Annotated in this window: 19 protein-coding genes; 7 read left to right on the top strand and 12 right to left on the bottom strand. The window is 69.2% G+C overall.

Annotated elements, in window-relative coordinates:
- Positions 1–2: 2 nt before the first annotated feature.
- From B0293_RS02135 to B0293_RS02120, 4 genes are read left to right on the top strand one after another with little or no spacing between them, the layout of a single operon-like run.
- On the top strand, positions 3–2,720 hold the full coding sequence (locus B0293_RS02135; protein ID WP_005156031.1) for a sensor histidine kinase: 2,718 nt from the start codon (positions 3–5) through the stop codon (positions 2,718–2,720).
- Complete coding sequence (locus tag B0293_RS02130) at positions 2,717–3,142, top strand: roadblock/LC7 domain-containing protein (RefSeq protein ID WP_005156032.1); 426 nt, start codon at positions 2,717–2,719, stop codon at positions 3,140–3,142. Before B0293_RS02135 ends, B0293_RS02130 begins: the two co-directional genes overlap by 4 nt.
- 20 nt (positions 3,143–3,162) lie before the next feature.
- Positions 3,163–3,543: a DUF742 domain-containing protein gene (locus tag B0293_RS02125; protein WP_005156033.1), complete on the top strand. Its 381-nt coding sequence runs from the start codon at positions 3,163–3,165 to the stop codon at positions 3,541–3,543.
- Positions 3,521–4,114 (top strand): GTP-binding protein, encoded by a 594-nt coding sequence (locus tag B0293_RS02120; RefSeq protein ID WP_005156034.1) that lies wholly within the window; start codon positions 3,521–3,523, stop codon positions 4,112–4,114. The genes B0293_RS02125 and B0293_RS02120 overlap by 23 nt, the downstream gene beginning before the upstream one ends.
- Before the next feature lie 69 nt (positions 4,115–4,183).
- Here B0293_RS02120 and B0293_RS02115 read toward each other — a convergent pair whose 3' ends face one another.
- On the bottom strand, positions 4,184–4,804 hold the full coding sequence (locus B0293_RS02115; RefSeq protein WP_005156036.1) for a TetR/AcrR family transcriptional regulator: 621 nt from the start codon (positions 4,802–4,804) through the stop codon (positions 4,184–4,186).
- 91 nt (positions 4,805–4,895) lie between these two features.
- Between B0293_RS02115 and B0293_RS02110 the strand changes: the two genes are divergently transcribed.
- Positions 4,896–5,987 carry a lipase family protein gene (locus B0293_RS02110; RefSeq protein ID WP_005156038.1) on the top strand — a complete coding sequence of 364 codons (1,092 nt, stop codon included), beginning with the start codon at positions 4,896–4,898 and terminating at the stop codon, positions 5,985–5,987.
- On the opposite strand, the gene B0293_RS42865 is transcribed toward B0293_RS02110, so the two are convergent.
- The 7 genes from B0293_RS42865 to B0293_RS02080 all read right to left on the bottom strand — a co-directional run bounded on the left by B0293_RS42865 (position 5,873) and on the right by B0293_RS02080 (position 11,714).
- Positions 5,873–7,141: a hypothetical protein gene (locus B0293_RS42865; RefSeq protein ID WP_143254458.1), complete on the bottom strand. Its 1,269-nt coding sequence runs from the start codon at positions 7,139–7,141 to the stop codon at positions 5,873–5,875. The two genes, B0293_RS02110 and B0293_RS42865, sit on opposite strands and share 115 nt — an antisense overlap.
- A gap of 172 nt (positions 7,142–7,313) precedes the next feature.
- The gene (locus B0293_RS02105; RefSeq protein WP_005156042.1) at positions 7,314–8,018 is read right to left on the bottom strand and encodes an urease accessory protein UreD; all 705 of its coding nucleotides are present in this window, start codon (positions 8,016–8,018) and stop codon (positions 7,314–7,316) included.
- Positions 8,015–8,722 carry an urease accessory protein UreG gene (ureG, locus tag B0293_RS02100; protein ID WP_005156044.1) on the bottom strand — a complete coding sequence of 236 codons (708 nt, stop codon included), beginning with the start codon at positions 8,720–8,722 and terminating at the stop codon, positions 8,015–8,017. Before ureG ends, B0293_RS02105 begins: the two co-directional genes overlap by 4 nt.
- Complete coding sequence (locus tag B0293_RS02095) at positions 8,712–9,386, bottom strand: urease accessory protein UreF (protein ID WP_005156045.1); 675 nt, start codon at positions 9,384–9,386, stop codon at positions 8,712–8,714. Before B0293_RS02095 ends, ureG begins: the two co-directional genes overlap by 11 nt.
- Positions 9,386–11,107: an urease subunit alpha gene (locus tag B0293_RS02090; RefSeq protein ID WP_005156046.1), complete on the bottom strand. Its 1,722-nt coding sequence runs from the start codon at positions 11,105–11,107 to the stop codon at positions 9,386–9,388. Before B0293_RS02090 ends, B0293_RS02095 begins: the two co-directional genes overlap by 1 nt.
- On the bottom strand, positions 11,107–11,400 hold the full coding sequence (locus B0293_RS02085; protein ID WP_005156047.1) for an urease subunit beta: 294 nt from the start codon (positions 11,398–11,400) through the stop codon (positions 11,107–11,109). Before B0293_RS02085 ends, B0293_RS02090 begins: the two co-directional genes overlap by 1 nt.
- 11 nt (positions 11,401–11,411) lie before the next feature.
- Positions 11,412–11,714 (bottom strand): urease subunit gamma, encoded by a 303-nt coding sequence (locus B0293_RS02080; RefSeq protein WP_005156049.1) that lies wholly within the window; start codon positions 11,712–11,714, stop codon positions 11,412–11,414.
- A 291-nt stretch (positions 11,715–12,005) separates the two neighbouring features.
- Between B0293_RS02080 and B0293_RS02075 the strand changes: the two genes are divergently transcribed.
- On the top strand, positions 12,006–13,157 hold the full coding sequence (locus B0293_RS02075) for a citrate synthase 2 (RefSeq protein ID WP_005156050.1): 1,152 nt from the start codon (positions 12,006–12,008) through the stop codon (positions 13,155–13,157).
- A gap of 51 nt (positions 13,158–13,208) precedes the next feature.
- Here the strand turns inward: B0293_RS02075 and B0293_RS02070 are convergent, their stop codons facing one another.
- Genes B0293_RS02070 through B0293_RS02060 form a run of 3 tightly spaced genes read right to left on the bottom strand, consistent with a single transcriptional unit; the run spans position 13,209 to position 17,050 of the window.
- Positions 13,209–13,799 (bottom strand): TetR/AcrR family transcriptional regulator, encoded by a 591-nt coding sequence (locus B0293_RS02070; RefSeq protein ID WP_005156051.1) that lies wholly within the window; start codon positions 13,797–13,799, stop codon positions 13,209–13,211.
- Between the two features lie 23 nt (positions 13,800–13,822).
- Positions 13,823–15,514: an SDR family oxidoreductase gene (locus B0293_RS02065; RefSeq protein WP_005156053.1), complete on the bottom strand. Its 1,692-nt coding sequence runs from the start codon at positions 15,512–15,514 to the stop codon at positions 13,823–13,825.
- Between the two features lie 36 nt (positions 15,515–15,550).
- Positions 15,551–17,050, bottom strand: a complete 1,500-nt coding sequence (locus tag B0293_RS02060; protein WP_005156054.1) for an MFS transporter — start codon at positions 17,048–17,050, stop codon at positions 15,551–15,553.
- 169 nt (positions 17,051–17,219) lie between these two features.
- On the opposite strand from B0293_RS02060, the gene B0293_RS02055 reads away from it, so the two are divergent.
- Positions 17,220–17,804 (top strand): TetR/AcrR family transcriptional regulator, encoded by a 585-nt coding sequence (locus tag B0293_RS02055; protein ID WP_005156055.1) that lies wholly within the window; start codon positions 17,220–17,222, stop codon positions 17,802–17,804.
- Positions 17,805–17,864: 60 nt separating this feature from the next.
- On the opposite strand, the gene B0293_RS02050 is transcribed toward B0293_RS02055, so the two are convergent.
- Positions 17,865–18,758: an endonuclease domain-containing protein gene (locus tag B0293_RS02050; RefSeq protein WP_005156057.1), complete on the bottom strand. Its 894-nt coding sequence runs from the start codon at positions 18,756–18,758 to the stop codon at positions 17,865–17,867.
- Positions 18,759–18,827 lie beyond the last annotated feature (69 nt).

Genomic DNA, 18,827 nt, shown 5'->3' with positions numbered 1-18,827 from the left:
CCATGAGGCACGGGAAGACCCGGCCGGAACGCACCCCGCGTTCCGGGTTGCTCGGCAGACTCGGCATCCGGGGCAAGCTCAACCTGCTCCTGATGTTGCCGCTGACCGCCGTGGTCCTGGTGTCGGTGCCTTACGTCGCCGGTGAAGTCGACGACGCCCGGTCCGCCCGCACCACCGCCGACGTCGCGTCACAGGCCCGCGCCCTCGGCACGCTGGCGTGGGAACTGCAACGGGAACGGCTGCTGACGGCGCACTACATCGCGTCTTCGTCGGCGAGCAGTTCGGCGATGCTGAAGCAGCAGGGCGTCGTCGCGGACACGGTGAACCAGGTTCGCGCGCAGCTGCCGTCCGACGCGCCGGAGGAACTCGCGGCGGCGCTGGTACGGATCGGGTCGCTGAACGAGATCCGGGAGAACGCGCTCCGGCGCGCCGCCTCGCTCGACAGCGTGGCGCGGACCTATCACGCGGTGATCGACTCGGTCATCAACTCGCTCCGCCTGGTCCCGCAGCAGACCAGTGACGCGGAGGGCACCCGGCAGCTGACCGCGCTCGACGCGCTGCTGCGCGCGAACGAGGAGAACTCGTTGCGCGGTATGGCGTTGATCATCGTGCTGGTCACTCCCGACTCAGGTGAGCCGGTGCTGGCAGATGCCAAGCAGCAGTCGTCGCTGTTCCTCGAACGGTTCGTGCAGCAGGCCGACGTCACCCAGGCCACGCAGGTCGTCGCGGTCGAGCAGGGCGAGACGGGCCGCCGGGTCGACTCGCTGGAAGGCAAGATCGCGGAAGCTCGCGGCCCTCAGGCCGTGCAGAACCTGCTGCCGGACATCCTCGGCGCCGTCGACGCCCAGTCGAATCAGCGACGGCTGGCCCAGGACGCGGTCACCACCGGCATCACCGACGCCGCGACCGCGCGTGCGGACGCCGCGCAGAACCTGGCGTGGACGATCGGTATCGGCGCCGGTGTACTGTTCCTGCTGGTCGGTGGTCTCGCGATCGCGGTCAGCCGGTCGATCGCGGATCCGCTGCGGAAGCTGACCAAGGCGGCGACGTCGGTCGCGGACCTCGCCAGCACCGAACTGGTGCGCGTCACCGACACCGAGCAGGCCGAAGAACTCGCGCCGCGCCTGGCCACCATCGACGTGTCCTCCCAGGACGAACTCGGCAAGCTGGCCGAGGCGTTCAACCGGGTCCAGTCCACCGCGGCCGAACTGGTGGAACGGCAGGCCGTCACGCGGCGCAACGTCGGCCTCATGTTCGCCAACGTCGCGAAGCGGACGCAGAACCTGGTCGGCAGGCAGCTGGCGCTGGTCGACGAACTGGAGCGCAACGAACAGGACGTCGCCCTGCTGGCGAGCCTCTACCGGCTCGACCACCTCTCCACCCGTCTGCGCCGGAACGCGGACAACCTGCTCGTCGTTTCGGGAAACCGCGACGAGGCAAGGATTTCCGGGCCGATCGAGCTGTCGACGGCGCTGCGTTCGGCGCTCGCGGAGATCGAGGACTACCAGCGGGTGCGGCTCGGTTCGATGGGCGACCTCCTGCTGTCGTCGCCGTTCGGTTCGGATCTGGTGCTGATCTTCGCGGAGCTGCTGGAGAACGCGACGTCGTTCTCCCCGCCCGAGTCCTTTGTGGACGTCGGCACGAAGATCCTGCCCGACGGCTCCTGCCTGATCGTCATCGTGGACCAGGGCATCGGCATGACCGGCGAAAAGCTCGCCGAGGAGAACCGGCGGCTGGTCGAGCGCGAACGGCTCGAACTCGCGCCGACCAGTGTGCTCGGGCTGTTCGTGGTCGGACGGCTCGCGCGGCGGCACGGGCTCAAGGTCGAGCTGACCGAGACCGAACCCGGCGCGGGCATCACCGCGCGGATCACCGTCCCGTCGGATCTGCTGACCTACCGGGCGCCCGTGCCGAAGTCCGTCCCGGCGCCGCCGGCGTGGCCGACCGCGGAACCGGGCGACGAACCCGAGCCACAGCCGCGATCGCCGCGGCCGCAACCACAGCCGCAGCCCGGGAAGCCGGCCGAGGCGGCCGGACACGAGCCGCCGACACTGGCGATCGCCGGGATGATCCCGCGCGACGGTCTGCCTCCCCGGGACTTCCGCTGGTTCCGCAAGACCGACGGGGAGATCCCGGAGCCGATGCCGATGCCGGAACCCACGCCGCCCGTGCCCTCGCTCACGCCGGTGCCCGCCTACGAAGCCCCCAAGCCGACGCTGACCGCCGATTCCGGGGAGACCCGCGGCGGGCTTCGGCGGCGGGTCAAGGGCGCGCAGCTTCCCGGTGCCCCCGACGCGCCGTCGCGACAGAAGTCCAGGCATGATCCAGAAGCGGCCAAAGCGGCCTTCGACGGGTTCGAGGCCGGACTCGCGAAGGCCACGACGTCTTCTCCCCGGGAAGCCGTACCGCCGCAAGCACCTCCGCCCCCGGTGAGCCCGCCGGCGGGCAACCCGATGCCCATGCCGATGCCGACCCCGACACCGGTGCCCGCCGCCTCGCGCGGCGGTCTCACCCGGCGGGTCCCCGGCGCCCAGCTGGCGCCGGGGCTGGCGAAAGGACCGGCCGCGCGGCACCAGACCGCGCGGGCGGCCCTGAACACCACCAAGCCCAAGGGCATGCGTGACCCCGAGGCCGAGCGTGCCGCGTTCGACGCCTTCAGTGACGGGTTGGAGAAAGCCGTCAACCCGGAGATGGAACAGAGAGAGAAGAGCAAGAGATGACGACCGGAGTCAGCGTCGAAGCCCGGAACTTCAACTGGTTGGTGACGCGCTTCGCACAGAACACGGCGAGCGCGATGGGCGCGATCGCCGTCTCGGCCGACGGCCTGCTGATCGCGATGTCGTCCGAACTGGAACGCGCCAACGCCGACCGGCTGGCCGCGATCTGCTCGGCGATGCTCGGTCTGGCGCACGGCGTCTCCGAGAGCCACCCGCTCGGGTCGCCCGACAAGATCATCATCGAGCTGGAGCAGGGCTACCTGCTGGTCTGCACGATCAGCATCGGTTGTTCGCTCGGCGTGCTCGCCACCAAGCAGGCAAGCCTCGGCACGATCGCCTACGAGATGGCGATGTTCGCCAATCGGGCCACCGAGGTGCTCACCCCCGCGCTGATCGAGGAACTCAAGAAGAGCGTCGGCAGCTGAACTGACGAGGGGAAAAGGGAATGAGCGACGATCAGGTACCACAGCCAAGAGGCGCCGAACAGGGCATCTCACCGCTGCGCCCGTATCTGCTCACCGCCGGCCGCGCGCAGCCGGTGGACGGCACGCTCGAAATCGAGGCACAGGTGCTCACGAGCAGGCTCGGCGCCGCGTCACAAGCGAGGCTGACCTTCGAACGACGGGAGATCGTTTCCCTTTGCCGGGAAACGAAATCAGTCGCCGAAGTCGCGGCGATGCTCGGCCTGCACATCGGCGTGGCCAGGGTGCTCGTGGCGGATCTGGCCGCGCTCGGTTACGTCGTGCTGCGTCGCCCTGCCGGAGCCTTCACCCAGGACCTCGGCATGATCGAAAGGGTCATTCGTGGACTCGAAGCAATTCGCTGAACCGGTGTCGGCCAGGCCGCCGACACCGGTCAAGATCGTCATCGCCGGCGGGTTCGGGGTCGGCAAGACGACCACCGTCGGCGCGATCTCGGAGATCAAACCGCTGACCACCGAGGCCGCCATGACCTCGGCGGGCGCGGCCGTCGACGGAACGGGCGGGGAGGTGCCGTCGAAGACCACCACCACGGTGGCGCTGGACTTCGGCTGCATCACCATCGACGAAGAGGTGAAGCTGTACCTCTTCGGCACGCCCGGGCAGGACCGGTTCGGGTTCATGTGGCACGACCTCGTGCTGGGCGCGCTGGGCGCGCTCGTCATCGTCGACACCCGGCGGCTCGACGACTGCTATCCGGCGGTCGACTACTTCGAGAAGGCCGGGCTGCCGTTCGTGGTCGGGGTGAACGTCTTCGACGGCTCCCTCAAGCACGATCTCGAGGACGTGCGCTGGGCGCTCGCGGTGAGCGAGGACGTCCCGCTGATCACGTTCGACGCGCGGCAGCGGCTTTCGGTGCGGGACGCGCTGCTCGCGGTGCTGCACAACACCTTCCGGCGGGCGTCCGCCGCCTCCTGACGCGTTTCGTCCTCTGGATGCGGTACTTGCGTGTGCAAGGAACGCGTTCAGAGGACGAAACGCGGAGCGTCAGGCGGGGCGGGTGATCGCGGCGAGCATCAGGGCCCGGAGTTCGGCGGCGACGTCGGCGACCGGCAACGGCGGCGTATGCGCCTGCCACTCGCGCAGCAGCCCGGTCGCCGCGCCGACGAGCGCGATCGCCGTCAGGTGGTAGTCGCGGTCCGGCGCCACCCCGTGCGCGGCGGCGTGCCGGGCCTCGGCTTCGATGAACGCGGCCCACCGGTCGACCCATTCCTGGTGCTGCGCCTCCAAAGCGGCGCTGACGCCGACCGCCTCGACGTAGTTCAGCCGCGGCATCCGCGGATCCGAGGTCACCGTGCCGACGAAGACGTCCAGCAGCGTCCCGATCCGGGTGACCGCGTCGGCGTCCCCCAGCCGTTCCAGCGTGCCGGTGACGTGCTCCAGCGCGAGCGCGTTGATGCGCTCGTGCAGGGTCAGCAGCACCTTCTCCTTGCTCTCGAACTCCTCGTAGAAGTTTCGAGTGGAGACGCCGGCGCGGGTACACAACTCGGTGATCTTCGCCTGCCGGTAGCCCGTCGAGGTGAACAGGTCCAGGGCCGCCATGAGCAGGCGTTCACGCCGTTCGGCGCGCCGCTGCTCCGGTGCGACCCCGCCGTACGTGCGGGCCACTCGTCCTCCCCCGATTCGGTAACAGGGATTGCCAGATGCTACCAACACCGCCTACATTGCGAAAATCTCGATTACCAAACTGGAGGCAACGGTGCTTCGGACAGTTCTGGTCTCAGCCCTCGCAGCCACCCTGATCGGCGCGCCCGCCGCGCAAGCCGCGCCGAGCGCGCCCGGGGACCTGGTCGACTACAAACCGGTCATCGCCACCGCCCCGGCGAAGGCCTGGAAACTCAACTACCGCTCCACATCCGCCACCGGGAAGCCGAACACGGTGTCGGGCATCCTGCTGGTCCCGCCCACCCCGTGGACGAAAGGCCCGCGCCCGCTGGTCAGCTACGCCGTCGGCACCCACGGCCTCGGCGACCGCTGCGCGCCGTCGACCCGGCTGACGAACGGGTCCGAGAACGAAGTCCTCCTGATGAGCCAAGCGCTTTCGCGTGGCTGGGCGGTCGTCGTGACCGACTACGAAGGCCTCGGCACTCCGGGCACGCACACCTACGCCGTCGGCCAGTCGGAAGGCCGGGCCGTCCTCGACGCCGCCCGCGCCGCCTCCCGGGTTCCCGAAGCCGGGCTGTCGAAGAGCGGTCCGGTGGGCGTTTTCGGCTACTCACAAGGAGGTCAGGCCGCGGCGTTCGCCGGCGAACTGCAACCGTCCTACGCTCCCGACGTCAACCTGGTCGGCGTCGCGGAAGGCGGCGTCCCGGCGGATCTGAACGCGGTCCTGAAGTTCAACGACGGCGGACCGGCGTTCGGTCTCGTGCTCGGCGCCGCTGTCGGCTACGCGACCGCGTACCCGGAACTGCCTTTCAACGACGTGCTCAACGCGAAGGGCGAGAATGCCGTCGCGAAGGTCAAGGAAGCGTGCGTGGTCGAACTCGGCGCGGCCGCGCCTTTCGCCCGGCTCAACGACTTCACGACCGTGCCGAACGTTTCGTCGGACCCGCGCTGGCAGGCCCGGCTGGGCGAGAACCTGGCGGGCAAGACCAAACCTGGCGCGCCGGTCTACCTGTACCACGCTTCGCTCGACGAACTGATCCCGCTGTCGGTCGGCAAGGGCCTGCGCGACCGCTACCGCGCCCTCGGCGCCGACGTCACCTGGCAGGAATTCCCGCTGCTGGAACACATCGGCGGCGTCTCGGCGGGCGGCCCGGTCGCGATGACCTGGCTGGGCACCAAGTTCTGACGGGGAGTCGGTCCGTGAAGGCCTCCTTGAGGGACTCTGGGTCCCTCAAGGAGGCCTTCACGGACTTTCGAGGACGGATTGGCGCGCAGGTTGCCGTCGCCGCAGACCCAGCCGGTGGACGGCAAGGGCCCGAGATCGGTTTCGGCGAGTATCAGCTCCCGCGGGGTACTGAAAGCCACCAGCCCGTCCTCCAGCAGGAGGATCCGGCCGTGAGAATCGATCTCCTCCGATGTTTCGCACAGCACCCGCTCGCGCGAATCGGCGTAGATGGCGCGCAGTGCCTTGTCCTGCGCGAAGACGACTGCCCCCGAGACGTCGAGCGCGGCCCGCGCGGGGAAGCTCCTCGAAAGCACGGGCCCGTCGATGGTCGAACCGTCCGCGTTCAGCTCGCGAAACCGCAGCGGCCCTACCGGATTCCCGCTCTCGACACACCTGATGGCACCGTCCGGACCGACGAGCAATGGCCCCTCGCTGTCCCAGCGGACGACCTCGATCCCCGATTCGTCGTAGCGCGCCGTCCCGAGCAGGCCGAAACCCCTGTCTCCGGCCAGGAACTCGCCCGGCCCCGCGATCGCGGCGTACTGACCGCCCGCCACCGGTATCCGGTGAACCAGACGGCCGGAGTACCGGTCGAGCAGGTAGGACAGCGACTGCCCGGTGCTCACGTCGAAGAATCCGGTCATGATCCGGTGGCCCGCCACCAACAGCGGATCATGCCTCGACGGCTCGAACTCGAAGGGCATGGCGGGCTCGAAAGGCATGAAGTCCTCTTCCATGCCCGGCGGTCCCCGGTAGCCCAGCGGTTCGGTCGGGATCCGCGTCGACCAGGCAACGGCTCCCGAATGGTCCCGAACGTCGACGCGAATATCGTGATGCCGTGGCGGCGCCGTCGTCCAGGTGGTGCAGAACCCTTCTCGCAGCAGGGTGAACGCCCCCGGCACCTCGTCCGGCCCATGCTCCATCGGGATCCCGGATTCGGCCTCGCCCGCGCCGGTGACGCCGAGGAGGGCGTCGCCGTCGATCAGGAACACCGTGCCCGACTCGGAGACGCGTAGGTGCTTCCTATGGGCAGTCCGGTACAGGGGCCCCTGCCTGTCGCCGTCGAATTCGCGCGACCAGAGCACCTTCCCCGCCAGGTCGACGGCCAAGAGCATCCGGCGTCGCTCCAACGGTTCCCCATAGGTAGAGAGCACATACAACGGCCCCGCCGCCGTGTGGGCGACGACGCTCAGCGGGTAACCAGGCAGGGAAATCCGCAGCGCACCCACAACTCCCCCAAGTCCGTGAAGGCCTCCTTCACTACCTTCAGGGTAGCGAAGGAGGCCTTCACGGACTTTCGAACACTTTGAGCGCGGTCACGGCATCGGGCGCCAGCGACGTCGTGAGTGTCCCACCTGCCGCCAGTGACGTGCGGGACCACCACTCGCCGGAGGCTTCAGGGACCGAAGGGCCGCCGACGACCAGATCGGTCGCCAACACCCGCCGCCCGGCCAGATGCGCGAGGCTGGAGTCCAAAGTGGAATCCCCGATCTCCAGCGTCTGCCGCAACACCGGGACTTCGCCTCGCGTCACGTGCTGCGTGGTCACCAGAGACCCGGGCCGCTCGCCCGCCCGGCCGAGTACGAGCACCTCCCGCGTGTGCAGAAAGGCGTCCTCCGCCAAAGCGGCCCGAAGCACGGCAGAGTGCCGGGCCCGGGCGGTCACGACGGTCGGCTCCGGCAGGTACTCCAGCGAGCCACCTCCAGCCACCTCGACGTCCACAATGGACGAACTGCCCTCGCCGTGCAACCCGGGGAGCGCGATGGTCGCCGCGACCCCGGAAAGGCGTAGCGAAGCACCGGGGCCGACGCGGATGGTCAGCTTCAGCTCGTCGCCGCCCAAGGGTGACGTCGCCGAGTTGACCAGGTGCACCACCGCCGTCGCACCGGTGCCCCGCTTGGGGAGCAGCGTGAGCGGCGCCATCGAGCGCAGCTCACGCAGAACGGTCCGGCCGCCCTCGAAGCAGGCGGTCAGCCGCGCGTGCGCCTTCACCCCGCGGTGACCGGGAGCAGTGAGCGGACCCAGTCCGCGACCGCGGGCGCGTTCGGGGTGTCCACAAGGGACTGCGTGATCACCGGAAGCTCGCCGCGCATCCGGTGCGCGTCCGAGGTCATCACGTCCATGTCCGCATTGACCAGGTGCGCGATGTCGATCTTGTTGATCACCAGCAGATCCGCCGTCGTCACACCCGGCCCGCCCTTGCGCGGCACCTTGTCACCGCCCGCGACGTCGACCACGAAGACCTGGCTGTCGGCGAGCCCCCGGCTGAACACCGCGGTGAGGTTGTCCCCGCCACTTTCGATGATCACCAGGTCCAGCCCGGGGAACCGGTCCTCAAGCCGTTCGACCGCGTCGAGGTTCGCGGTGATGTCGTCGCGGATCGCGGTGTGCGGGCACGCGCCGGTCTGCACGGCCTCGATCCGCTCCGGGTCGAGCACCCCGGCCTTGCGCAGGAAGTCGGCGTCCTCGGTGGTGTAGATGTCGTTGGTGACGACGGCGAGGTTCACCTCGTCGCCCAGCGCCCGGCAGAGCGCCGCGGTGAGCGCGGTCTTCCCGCTGCCCACCGGTCCGCCGATGCCGATCCGGTACGCGCGACCCGTGGTCGGCGCCTGGTCGTAATGATCGGGTTCGGCGGCGGTCGGGTCGAAGTTGACCGGGTGGACGTGACCATGTCCGTGACCGTGCTCAACTGGCAAAGAGACGCACCTCTTCCTTGTGGTGCCGGGCGTGTGCCTCGGCGAACAGATCGAGCGCCGGAGATCCCGGCGCCGGGAGTTCCGCCGGGTCGTCCCCCGCGACCTCGGCCGCGCGCAGGGAAACCTCCCGGACTTCTTCCGCGAGACGGGCCACGACGCCGTTGACGGCGAACGGGTCGAGCCCGAGCAGCCGCACCGCCGCGCTCGCCGGACCGCTGATCGCCAGGTACGCGACAGCCATCGCCGCGTCGAAGGGCACCCCGATCAGCGCGCCGACGATCACCGGATGATGCGGGCGCGGGGTTTCCTTCAGCAGACCGGAAAGCATCGGCGACGGCCACGCCGCCTTGCCCGCCCTCGCCGTCCCCCGCCCTTGCGCGCGGGACGCCTCCCGCTGCGCGAGCGACGGTGTCCTGGCGTCGAGTTCGAGGTCGAGCCGCCGCCAGTGTCCATTTCGGACTCCCCGCGCGGCCGCGTGCGCGGACGCCGCGGCGAACACCGCTGCCAGCGCACCCGCCGTCCGCAGACGTCCGGAGAGGAACCCCGGCAGATCGCGTTCGTGGGTGATCAGCTTCCGGGTGACGGCCTCTTCGAGCCCGCCCGAATGGACGTGCCCGCCCCCGGGGAACCTGGAGTCGGCCAAGATGACCGCGGAAAGATCCATCAGAACAAGAAGTACCGTTGCGCCATGGGCAGTTCGGTCACCGGGCGAGGCTCGATCAGCTCACCGTCGACGTGCACGGCGAAACTGTCCGGCTCCACCCGGATGTCCGGCGTGGCGTCGTTGAGCACCATGTCGGCCTTGCCGCGGGAGCGGGTGTTCGCGATCGGCACGAGCTCACGCGCGATGCCGAACCGTTCCGCCACCCCGTTCTCGATGGCTTCCGGTGCGACGAAGTGGAAGCTGCTCGCGGCCGCGACCGCCGGGTCGGCGCCGAACATCGGCCGCGCCAGCACCGGCTGCGGCGTCGGGATGGACGCGTTCGCGTCGCCCATCGCCGCCCACGCGGGGAAGCCGCCCTTGAGCACGACATGCGGCCGGACACCGAAGAACTTCGGTTCCCACAGCACGAGATCCGCGAGTTTCCCGACCTCCACCGAGCCGATCTCGCGGTCCATCCCGTGCGCGATCGCCGGGTTGATGGTGTATTTGGCGACATAGCGACGAGCCCGCAAATTGTCGGCGGCACCGTCGCCCGGCAAGGCGCCGCGCCGCCGTTTCATCACGTGCGCGGTCTGCCAGGTCCGGATGATCACCTCGCCGATCCGGCCCATCGCCTGCGCATCCGAGCTCATCATGGAGATCGCGCCGAGGTCGTGCAGGACGTCCTCGGCCGCGATGGTCGTCGGCCGGATCCGGCTTTCGGCGAACGCCAGGTCCTCGGGCACGGACGGGTTCAGGTGATGGCAGACGACGAGCATGTCCAGGTGCTCGTCGAGGGTGTTCGCGGTGTGCGGGCGCGTCGGGTTCGTCGACGACGGCAGGATGTTGGGCAGCCCGGCGACCTGGATGATGTCCGGCGCGTGCCCGCCGCCCGCGCCTTCGGTGTGGTACGCGTTGATCGAGCGGCCCCCGATGGCGTCCACAGTGGACTCCAGGAACCCGGCCTCGTTCAGCGTGTCGGTGTGGATCGCCACCTGGACACCGGATTCGTCGGCCACGGTGAGACAGGCGTCGATCGCCGCCGGGGTGCTGCCCCAGTCCTCGTGCAGTTTGAACCCGCCCGCGCCGGCGGCGAGCTGCTCGCGCAGCGCCTCGTGCCGCACGGTGTTCCCCTTGCCCAGCAACAGGACGTTGACCGGCTGGCCGTCCATCGCGCGCAGCATCCGGCCGAGATTCCAGGCGCCGGGCGTGACGGTGGTGGCCTTGCTGCCCTCGACCGGCCCGGTCCCGCCGCCGACCAGCGTGGTCAGCCCGGACGCCAGCGCGGTGCCGGTCAGCTGCGGGCAGATGAAGTGGACGTGGCAGTCGATCCCGCCCGCGGTCAGGATCTTCCCGTTGCCGGACAGCACTTCCGTGGACGGGCCGACGACCAGCGCCGGGTCCACGCCGTCCATCGTGTCCGGGTTGCCCGCCTTGCCGATGCCGACGATCCGGCCGTCGCGGACCCCGACGTCGGCCTTGACGATCCCCCAGTGGTCCAGGATCACCACGCCGGTGATGATCAGGTCGGGCGCGCCTTCGGCCCGGGTCGCCATCCCCTGGCCCATGGATTCGCGGATCACCTTGCCGCCGCCGAACAGCACCTCGTCGCCGCTGCCGGACGGCCCCATGCTGCGGTCTTCGGTGACTTCGATGAGCAGATCCGTGTCCGCGAGGCGGATTCTGTCGCCGGTCGTCGGGCCGAAAAGTTCGGCGTACCGCTCGCGATCGATCGACGGCATCAGGACTCCTTGCGCAATCCGGGCACCGTGCGGTTCCCGGCCAGCGGGACGAGGTCGACTTCGCGTTCGACGCCCGGCTCGAATCGCACCGAAGTTCCCGCCGGCACGTCGAGCCGATGCCCCCGCGCGGCCTCGCGGTCGAATTCGAGTCCGGGATTGACCGCCGCGAAATGGTAGTGCGAACCCACCTGGACGGGCCGGTCGCCGAGGTTCCGCACGAGCAGCCGGACCCGCGGCCTGCCGGGATTCAGCTCGATCGGTCCGTCGCCGGTGATGATCTCTCCTGGTCGCACTGGCGGCCTTCCTAGACGATCGGACCGTGCACGGTGACGAGCTTCGTGCCGTCCGGGAAAGTGGCTTCGACCTGCACGGAATCCACCATTTCCGGGATACCGTCCTGCACCTGCGCCCGCGAGAGGACGGAACGCCCGCTCGCCACGAGCTCGCTCACCGTCCGGCCGTCACGGGCGCCTTCGAGGACGTGGTCGGTGATCAGCGCGACCGCCTCGGGGTAGTTCAGCAGGACCCCGCGTTCCAGGCGTTTGCGAGCTACGTCCGCCGCGACGTGGATGAGCAGTTTGTCCCGCTCCTGGGGGCTCAGGTGCATGAGAAAGGTGTATCACCGGAAACCGCCCGGCGCCGGTTCTCGAAACACAGGATTTACCTCGGCGACCGGTACACGCAAAGTGAACGTCGCCGTAACTCTTCGCGTACGAAGGCCGTTTTCACTGAATCGTTCTCGTAATCGTGACCGAAACCACCACATCTTTCGATTGCCCCTGGACCCGACGTGGAGCAAAGTTTGTCCATCCGTGCGATGAGGCGCGCCTTCGCCGCGTATGTCCCGTCCACGCATGAACACAAAGCCGGGGAATGCGCATCGAAAGGTTTCACCACAGTGAGTACCTCCACGATCAGCACCAATCAACCGTCCGACCAGGTCGACGACGGTTTCCGACCCGGTCTCGAGGGCGTGGTCGCCTTCAAGACCGAAATCGCCGAGCCCGACCGTGACGGTGGCGCGCTGCGCTATCGCGGTGTCGACATCGAGGATCTCGCCGGCAAGGTGACCTTCGGTGACGTCTGGGGCCTTCTCGTCGACAGCCGGTTCGGCCACGGGCTACCGCCCGCCGAGCCGTTCCCGCTGCCGGTGCACACCGGTGACGTCCGGGTCGACGTCCAGGCCGCACTGGCCATGCTCGCCCCCATCTGGGGTTACCGGCCGCTGCTCGACATCAGCGACGACGAGGCCCGCGACCAGCTGGCCCGCGCCTCGGTGATGGCGCTTTCCTACGTCGCCCAGTCCGCGCGCGGCATCGGGCAGCCCGCCGTCCCCCAGACCCGGGTCGACGAGGCCGCTTCGATCACCGAGCGGTTCATGGTCCGCTGGCGCGGCGAGCCCGACCCCGCCCACGTCAAGGCCATCGACGCCTACTGGGTCTCGGCCGCCGAACACGGTCTCAACGCCTCGACCTTCACCGCCCGGGTCATCGCCTCGACCGGCGCCGACGTCGCCGCGGCGCTGTCCGGCGCGATCGGCGCCATGTCCGGTCCGCTGCACGGCGGCGCGCCGGCGCGGGTGCTGCCGATGATCGAAGAGGTCGAGAAGACCGGTGACGCGGTCGGCCTGGTCAAGGGCATCCTGGACCGCAAGGAACGGATGATGGGCTTCGGGCACCGCGTTTACCGCGCGGAGGACCCACGGGCGCGCGTGCTGCGCCGCACCTGCCAGGAGCTCGGCGCGTCGCGCTACGAGGCGGCCGCGGAGCTGGAGCAGGTGGCACTGAAGGAGCTGCGCGAACGGCGTCCGGATCACCCGATCGAGACCAACGTCGAGTTCTGGGCGGCCGTGATCCTGGACTTCGCCCAGGTTCCGCCGCACATGATGCCCGCGATGTTCAGCTCGGCGCGCACCGCCGGCTGGGCCGCGCACATCCTGGAGCAGAAGAAGACCGGGCGCCTCGTGCGGCCCTCGGCCAAGTACGTCGGGCCGGAGCCGCGCAAGCCGGAGGACGTCGAAGGCTGGGACCTGGTCGCCAAGCAGTCCTGAAACGCGTCGTGAAAGGTCCTTTCCCCGCGAATTCCGCGGGGAAAGGACCTTTCACCGCATTTGCGGGACCGAAGAATCGTGACGCGCGGTCGCCGAGAGCATGGCCGTCAGCTGGTCGACCAGCCAGCCGTCGAGCACCTCGCGCGGCACCGCCCGTTCCTGAAGCCAGCTCAGCAGCGCGCCCTCGACCACGGCGGTCCAGCAGCGCAAGGTCAGCAGGAGCATCGGTGGCGGCTCCGGCACGCCCAGCGCGCCGAGGATGAGCTCGACGGCACGGTTGCGGACCTCGTCGATCGCCGCGTCCGTCTCCGAGGTCGCGATCACCGAACCGCTGCGCAGCAACGCGACATACCCCGCGCGGTAATGGTCGGCGACGTCGATCAGCCCGCGGACGGCGGCCCGCAGCCGGGTTTCGGGCGGGCCCTCCTCCAGTCCGGCCAGGCCGTCGATGAGCCCTTCGGTGACCGTCTTCAGCGCCTCGACCTGGAGTTCCCGCAGGCTCGAGAAGTACCGGTAGAACAGCGGCCGCGAGACCTCGGCGCGGGCGATGATGTCGTCCACCGTGACGAGTTCGGGCGCGCGGGAGCCGAACAGGTCCAGCGCGGCGCGGATCAGGTCGTCCCGGCGCGCTTCTGGCGACATCCGGCGAGGACGTCTGGCGGAGGTCACGGGGTGACGTCCAGCTTCGCCGCGGCCCGCAGCAGGCCGGGGGTGAGCCGGGAGAGGACGAGCGCGGCCTTCGCCTCCGGGGTCGACGGCTGGATCGCCTTGTCCTTCTCGACCGCGCGCAGGATGTCGCGCGCGACCCGCTCCGGACCGAAACCGCGTTTCGCGTACAGCTTGCTGCTCGACTTCTGGCGCCGTTTCTGCTCGACGTCGTCGACGCCGACGAACCGGGTGGTGCTGGTGATGTTGGTGTTCACGATGCCGGGGCAGATCGCGGTCACACCGATGTTCTCGGCGGCGAGCTCGGCCCGCAGGCACACGCTCAGGGTGAGCACGGCGGATTTCGTGGTGGCGTAGGCGGAAAGGATCTTCGACGGCAGATAGGCGGCCGCCGAGGCGACGTTGACGATCTGGCCGCCTTCGGCCCGCTCGCGCATCTGCTCGGCGAAGACGCGGCAGCCGTGGATGACGCCCCACAGGTTCACGTCGATGAGGCGTTCCCAGTCCTTGACCGTCGTGTCGAGGAACGGGCCGGACAGGCCGATCCCCGCGTTGTTGACGACGATGTCCGGGACGCCGAACTCCTCCTTGACCTGCTGGGCGAACTTCTCGACCGCTTCGGCGTCGGAGGAGTCCACTGTGTACTCGCCGACGGTGGCGCCCTTGTCCCGCAGGAGTTTCGCGGTGTCCGCGGCGGCGGAGCCGTTGATGTCGGTGATGACGAGGTCGGCACCCCGGTCCGCGAACGCGAGCGCCGTCGCGCGGCCGATCCCGCTGCCCGCGCCGGTGATCAGGATGAGCTTGTGCGCGAACCCGCCCGTGCGGGCTTGTTTGAGCGCGCGGCTCTCTTCACCGCCTTCGACGTGGTCGATCAGCTCGGCGGTGGCGTCGGCGATCACCTGGGGCTTCTCGCGGACCACCCAGTGCGTGCCGACGATCCGGCGGACGCGGAGGTCCGGCGCCCAGCGCCCGATCTCGGTCTGCAGCGGTGTGGTGACGAACTTGTCGCCGGTGGGCGCGAGCACCTGCACCGGGATCTCGGCGTTACGCGGCCTCGGCCGGGAGAGGCGGGTGAACATGTTGGCGCGGTACAGGTTGAGCCCGTACAGGCCGTCCGAAGTGGACGGCGCGGCGGCCGCCGGGTCCATCCGGCCGATCAGCGCGCCCATCGCCCCGGTGCGCCACAGCAGCTGCGGGATCAGGGGGATCTGGAAGCCGAGGATGTAGGTCGAGTGCGCTCCCTGGACGAGCGCGTTCTTGAGCCGTTTCGGGCTCGGGCGCACCTGCGCGCGGAACCACGCGCCCGCGTGATCGAGGCTCGGCCCGGAGATCGACGTGAACGACGCGAGCCGTCCGCGCAGCCTCTCGCCGGTGACCGAATGCCAGGTCTGGATGGAGCCCCAGTCGTGCGCGAGCAGGTGGACCTTGCCCTCGGGCTGGACCTCGTCGACGACCGCGGCGAGGTCTTCGGACAACCGGTCCAGTTTGTAGGACCCGCGTCCCGAAGGCTTGTCCGAGCGGCCCGCGCCCCGGACGTCGTAGACGACGACCCGGTAGCGACGTTCCAGCAGGGCGGCGATGCCGTCCCACATGGAGCCGTTGTCCGGGTAACCGTGGACGAGCACCACCGTGGGCGCGTCGTCGACACCGGTCACCCGGACCGAGAGGCGGACACCGTCGCTGGCCGTCACCCACGTATGAGACATATTGTCATGTTAGACAACCTGTCAATAAGGCCGTTTCTTCAGCACCGCGCGGCCGATCGTCCACACGGTGTCGATCACCAGGACGAAGGTCCAGATCCGGCCGAGGTTCAACAGCCAGTGACCACTCCAGTTCCAGTACCAGCCGGCCTCGTGCGCCTCGCCGAACAAGGCTTCGACGGGCCAGCTGTGACCGGCCATCGCGAGCGCCGCCTGCGCGAGGACGTACACCGCGACATGGACCGTCCAGTTCCGGAGCGGGTTCGCCCGCTTGTTCGCCCCGTCCGTCACCGATTCGGCCTCTTGTGGACTCTCCTCGATCATGCGGGGAGCCGGGTTTTCCTTTTGTGACACCGTTTTTCGGTGTTCCACGGGAAACTCCGCAACTCCGACACGCCGTACGGCGCCACGGACCACGAACGATCCGAAGATCAAGAGCGCCGCCGCGCCGAAGCAGGCGACGCGCCAGCCGGTGTCCGAGCCGTAGAGCTGCCCCGCCAGGAAGGCCCCGGCCGTCGCTCCGAGTAGCGTCGCGCTCTCGTAGATCCCCATGGCCCGGCCGAGGCTCAGCCCGGCCGCCTCGGCGACCACCGCCTGCTCCACCGGGATGGCCGCCGCGAACGCCGCCGCCGACAGGACCCACATGATCGCGAGCACCACCGGGCTCGGCGCGAACGACAGACCGGCGGCGAAGATCGCGCTCGCCACCATCGCCAGTGAGAGCACCCGCGTCCGGCCGACCTTGCGGACGAAGCCGTGCAGGTAGTCCGGCAGCAGGCTGTACACGATGAAGCCGGGAATGAACACCGCGGCGATCTCGCCGAGTTCCAGCCGATGCCCGCGTTGCAGGTGCATCAGGAGCAGCAGGGCGACCCCGGCCTCGGCCATCGCGGTCAACGCGACGAGCGCGAGCATCGGGCGCATCCGTCTGCCCAGTTGCAGCAGTCGCGGCGCGCCTTTCTCGCGGACCGGCGCGGATTTCGCGTTCAGCAAGACCACCGCGGCCACCACGCAGGCGGCCGCGCCGAGCCAGAACACGCCCCGGTAGTCGATCCAGGAGATCGCGGTCAGCGCGACCACGAACGCGATCCACGTGCCGCCGCCCTCGGCCGCGAACAGCTTGCTGAACGCGCCGTCGTCCCTCGCGAGGCCCTCCCCCACGCGGGCCCGCAACGCGACCCAGAACAGCGCGCCACCCGCGCCGCCGAGAACGGCCGCCAGGTACGCGACCCCGATCCCCGGTGTCGCGGCGAAGACCACAAAGGACAGTCCATAGAGGACTGCGCCGACGGCCGCTATCCGGCCCCGGTCGAACCGGTCCGCCAGCGAACCCGCGATCGGCCGGACCACGAACGACACCAGCGTCTCCAGCGCCGTCAACGCCCCGACCTCGGCGGCCGACGCGCCGAGCTGGCTCCCCACCCACAACGGCAGGAGGAAATCGAGGACCTCCGCCGGCCCCTTGGTCAGCGCGGCGGCGAGCTGATTCTCCTCCGCCCGCTTTTTCTGTGCGACTTCGTCCACCCCAGAAACCTCCCCCGTTTCGGATACGACTGTATTCTAAAAAGGGTGAGCGAGCAAGGAGACTTGGCGGGTGGGTCCAGGCGGTCGTGAGTGGCGATTCGGGTTAGAACACGAATCGCCACTCACGACCACCTGCACCGACCGAGTCGACGGAGAGGAAGATGCGGCGGTGCCGAAGATCGTGGACCGGACCGAACGCCGCCGGGAGATCGCCGGCGCCCTCCTGCGGATCGTCGCGCGCGAAGGCGTCGAGGCCGTGAGCGTGCGCTCGGTCGCCGCGGAGGCGGGCGTCTCCGGCGGCGCGGTGCAGAAGTACTTCTCCACCAAGGAAGATCTGTTCCGCTTCGCCCTCGACATGACGAGCGAGTTCCTGGAACAGCGCTGGAACACCCTCGACCAGTCCGGGAACCTGTTGGACCTGCTGCTGCGACTGCTCGTCGAGGCGATGCCGCTGGACGAGCAGCGTCGCGCGGAGGTGATCGTCATCAACGCCTTCACCGCCCGCGCCGCCGTCCTGCCGTCGTGGGCCGAGTTCATCCGCACCGGCTACGACGAACTGGCGGAGATCACCGCTCAGTACATCGCGAAGGCACAGTCGTCAGGCGATGTCCGCGACGACCTCGCGGCCTCCGACCTGGCCGACGCCGTCCTCGCCCTGTCCGACGGCTTCGCGAACCGGATGCTCACCTCCACCGACCCGGCTGCCCTCCTGCCGTCCCTCGAAACCGCCGTCCGGACCCTGCTCACTCCCTAAGGCCTCGCATTTCGTCCTCTGGATGCGGTAGTTGCGCGTGCAAGGACCGCATCCAGAGGACTAAACGCGAGAGTTGAGAGCCGCCCGCACCCGGCGCACCATCGCGCGGGGATCCGTATAGAGCTCCTCCTTGGCAATGACGACGAACTCCCAGCCCTCAGCCTCGATCAACGCTCGCCGGCGCGCGTCCAGACGTGGTTGTTCGCCTTCGAGATGCCAGGCACCGTCATATTCGATGGCGAGCTTGGCCTCGCGGATCGCGAGATCGAGCCTGCCGAGGAACCGGGTCCCGTCGAAGACCTCGACCTGCGGTTCCGCCTCGATGTCGCCGAGCCTCAGCCACACTCTCACCTCCGACTCCGGGATGGACTCCGCTCGCCCGTCCGAGAACGCCAAGGCCTGCCGCGCCCGGACGATGCCGTTGTCGTGTCTTGGTCGCAGGTACGCGTCGAGCGTCGCGCCGTCGATGAATCCGGCGTGGAGCAGCATGTCGAGAAATCCGACGACACGGGGAAAGGAGCGTCGAAGCCGGGTGTCGGTCAAGATGTCCATGGTCATGCGCGACGGAGTCGCGATGAGACCGTCCCGCCATGGTTCGAAGTCCTGGCCGAGAAGTCTCGTCCGGCGGAAGTGCGTTCCGCTCAGGCTGTGGAAGCCCCTCGCCTCGGGCACCACGAACTCGACCGGGTCGTTTTCGAGCGAGAACGGGAACCCGCGCACCGTCGCGGCCGAACATCCCGTCAGAACCGCGCCCTCGGGTGCGACGAGCAGCGCGGCCTTGCAGCGCAGTTCGTGATCTCGCGGTATGCCTACCGGGACATAGACATCCTGGAAGAGCCGGTTGTACGGTCCCGAGCGGAGCTGGGCCCGTGTCAGGTCGCCTTCGCTGACGGCGCGGCTGCCCACGAACGGGCCGGAGAACTCGCAAGTCGTCGCGTACTGGTTTCTGGGCACGACCCGACGATGACATCCGCTGCCGTCACCACCTCGACACCAAGATCACCTTCGGCTCACTTGTCCACA

Source organism: Amycolatopsis azurea DSM 43854 (assembly GCF_001995215.1).
Classification (GTDB): domain Bacteria; phylum Actinomycetota; class Actinomycetes; order Mycobacteriales; family Pseudonocardiaceae; genus Amycolatopsis; species Amycolatopsis azurea.
The sequence above is the reverse complement of the archived record's forward strand: the minus strand, read 5'-3'. Positions and strand labels throughout refer to the sequence as shown.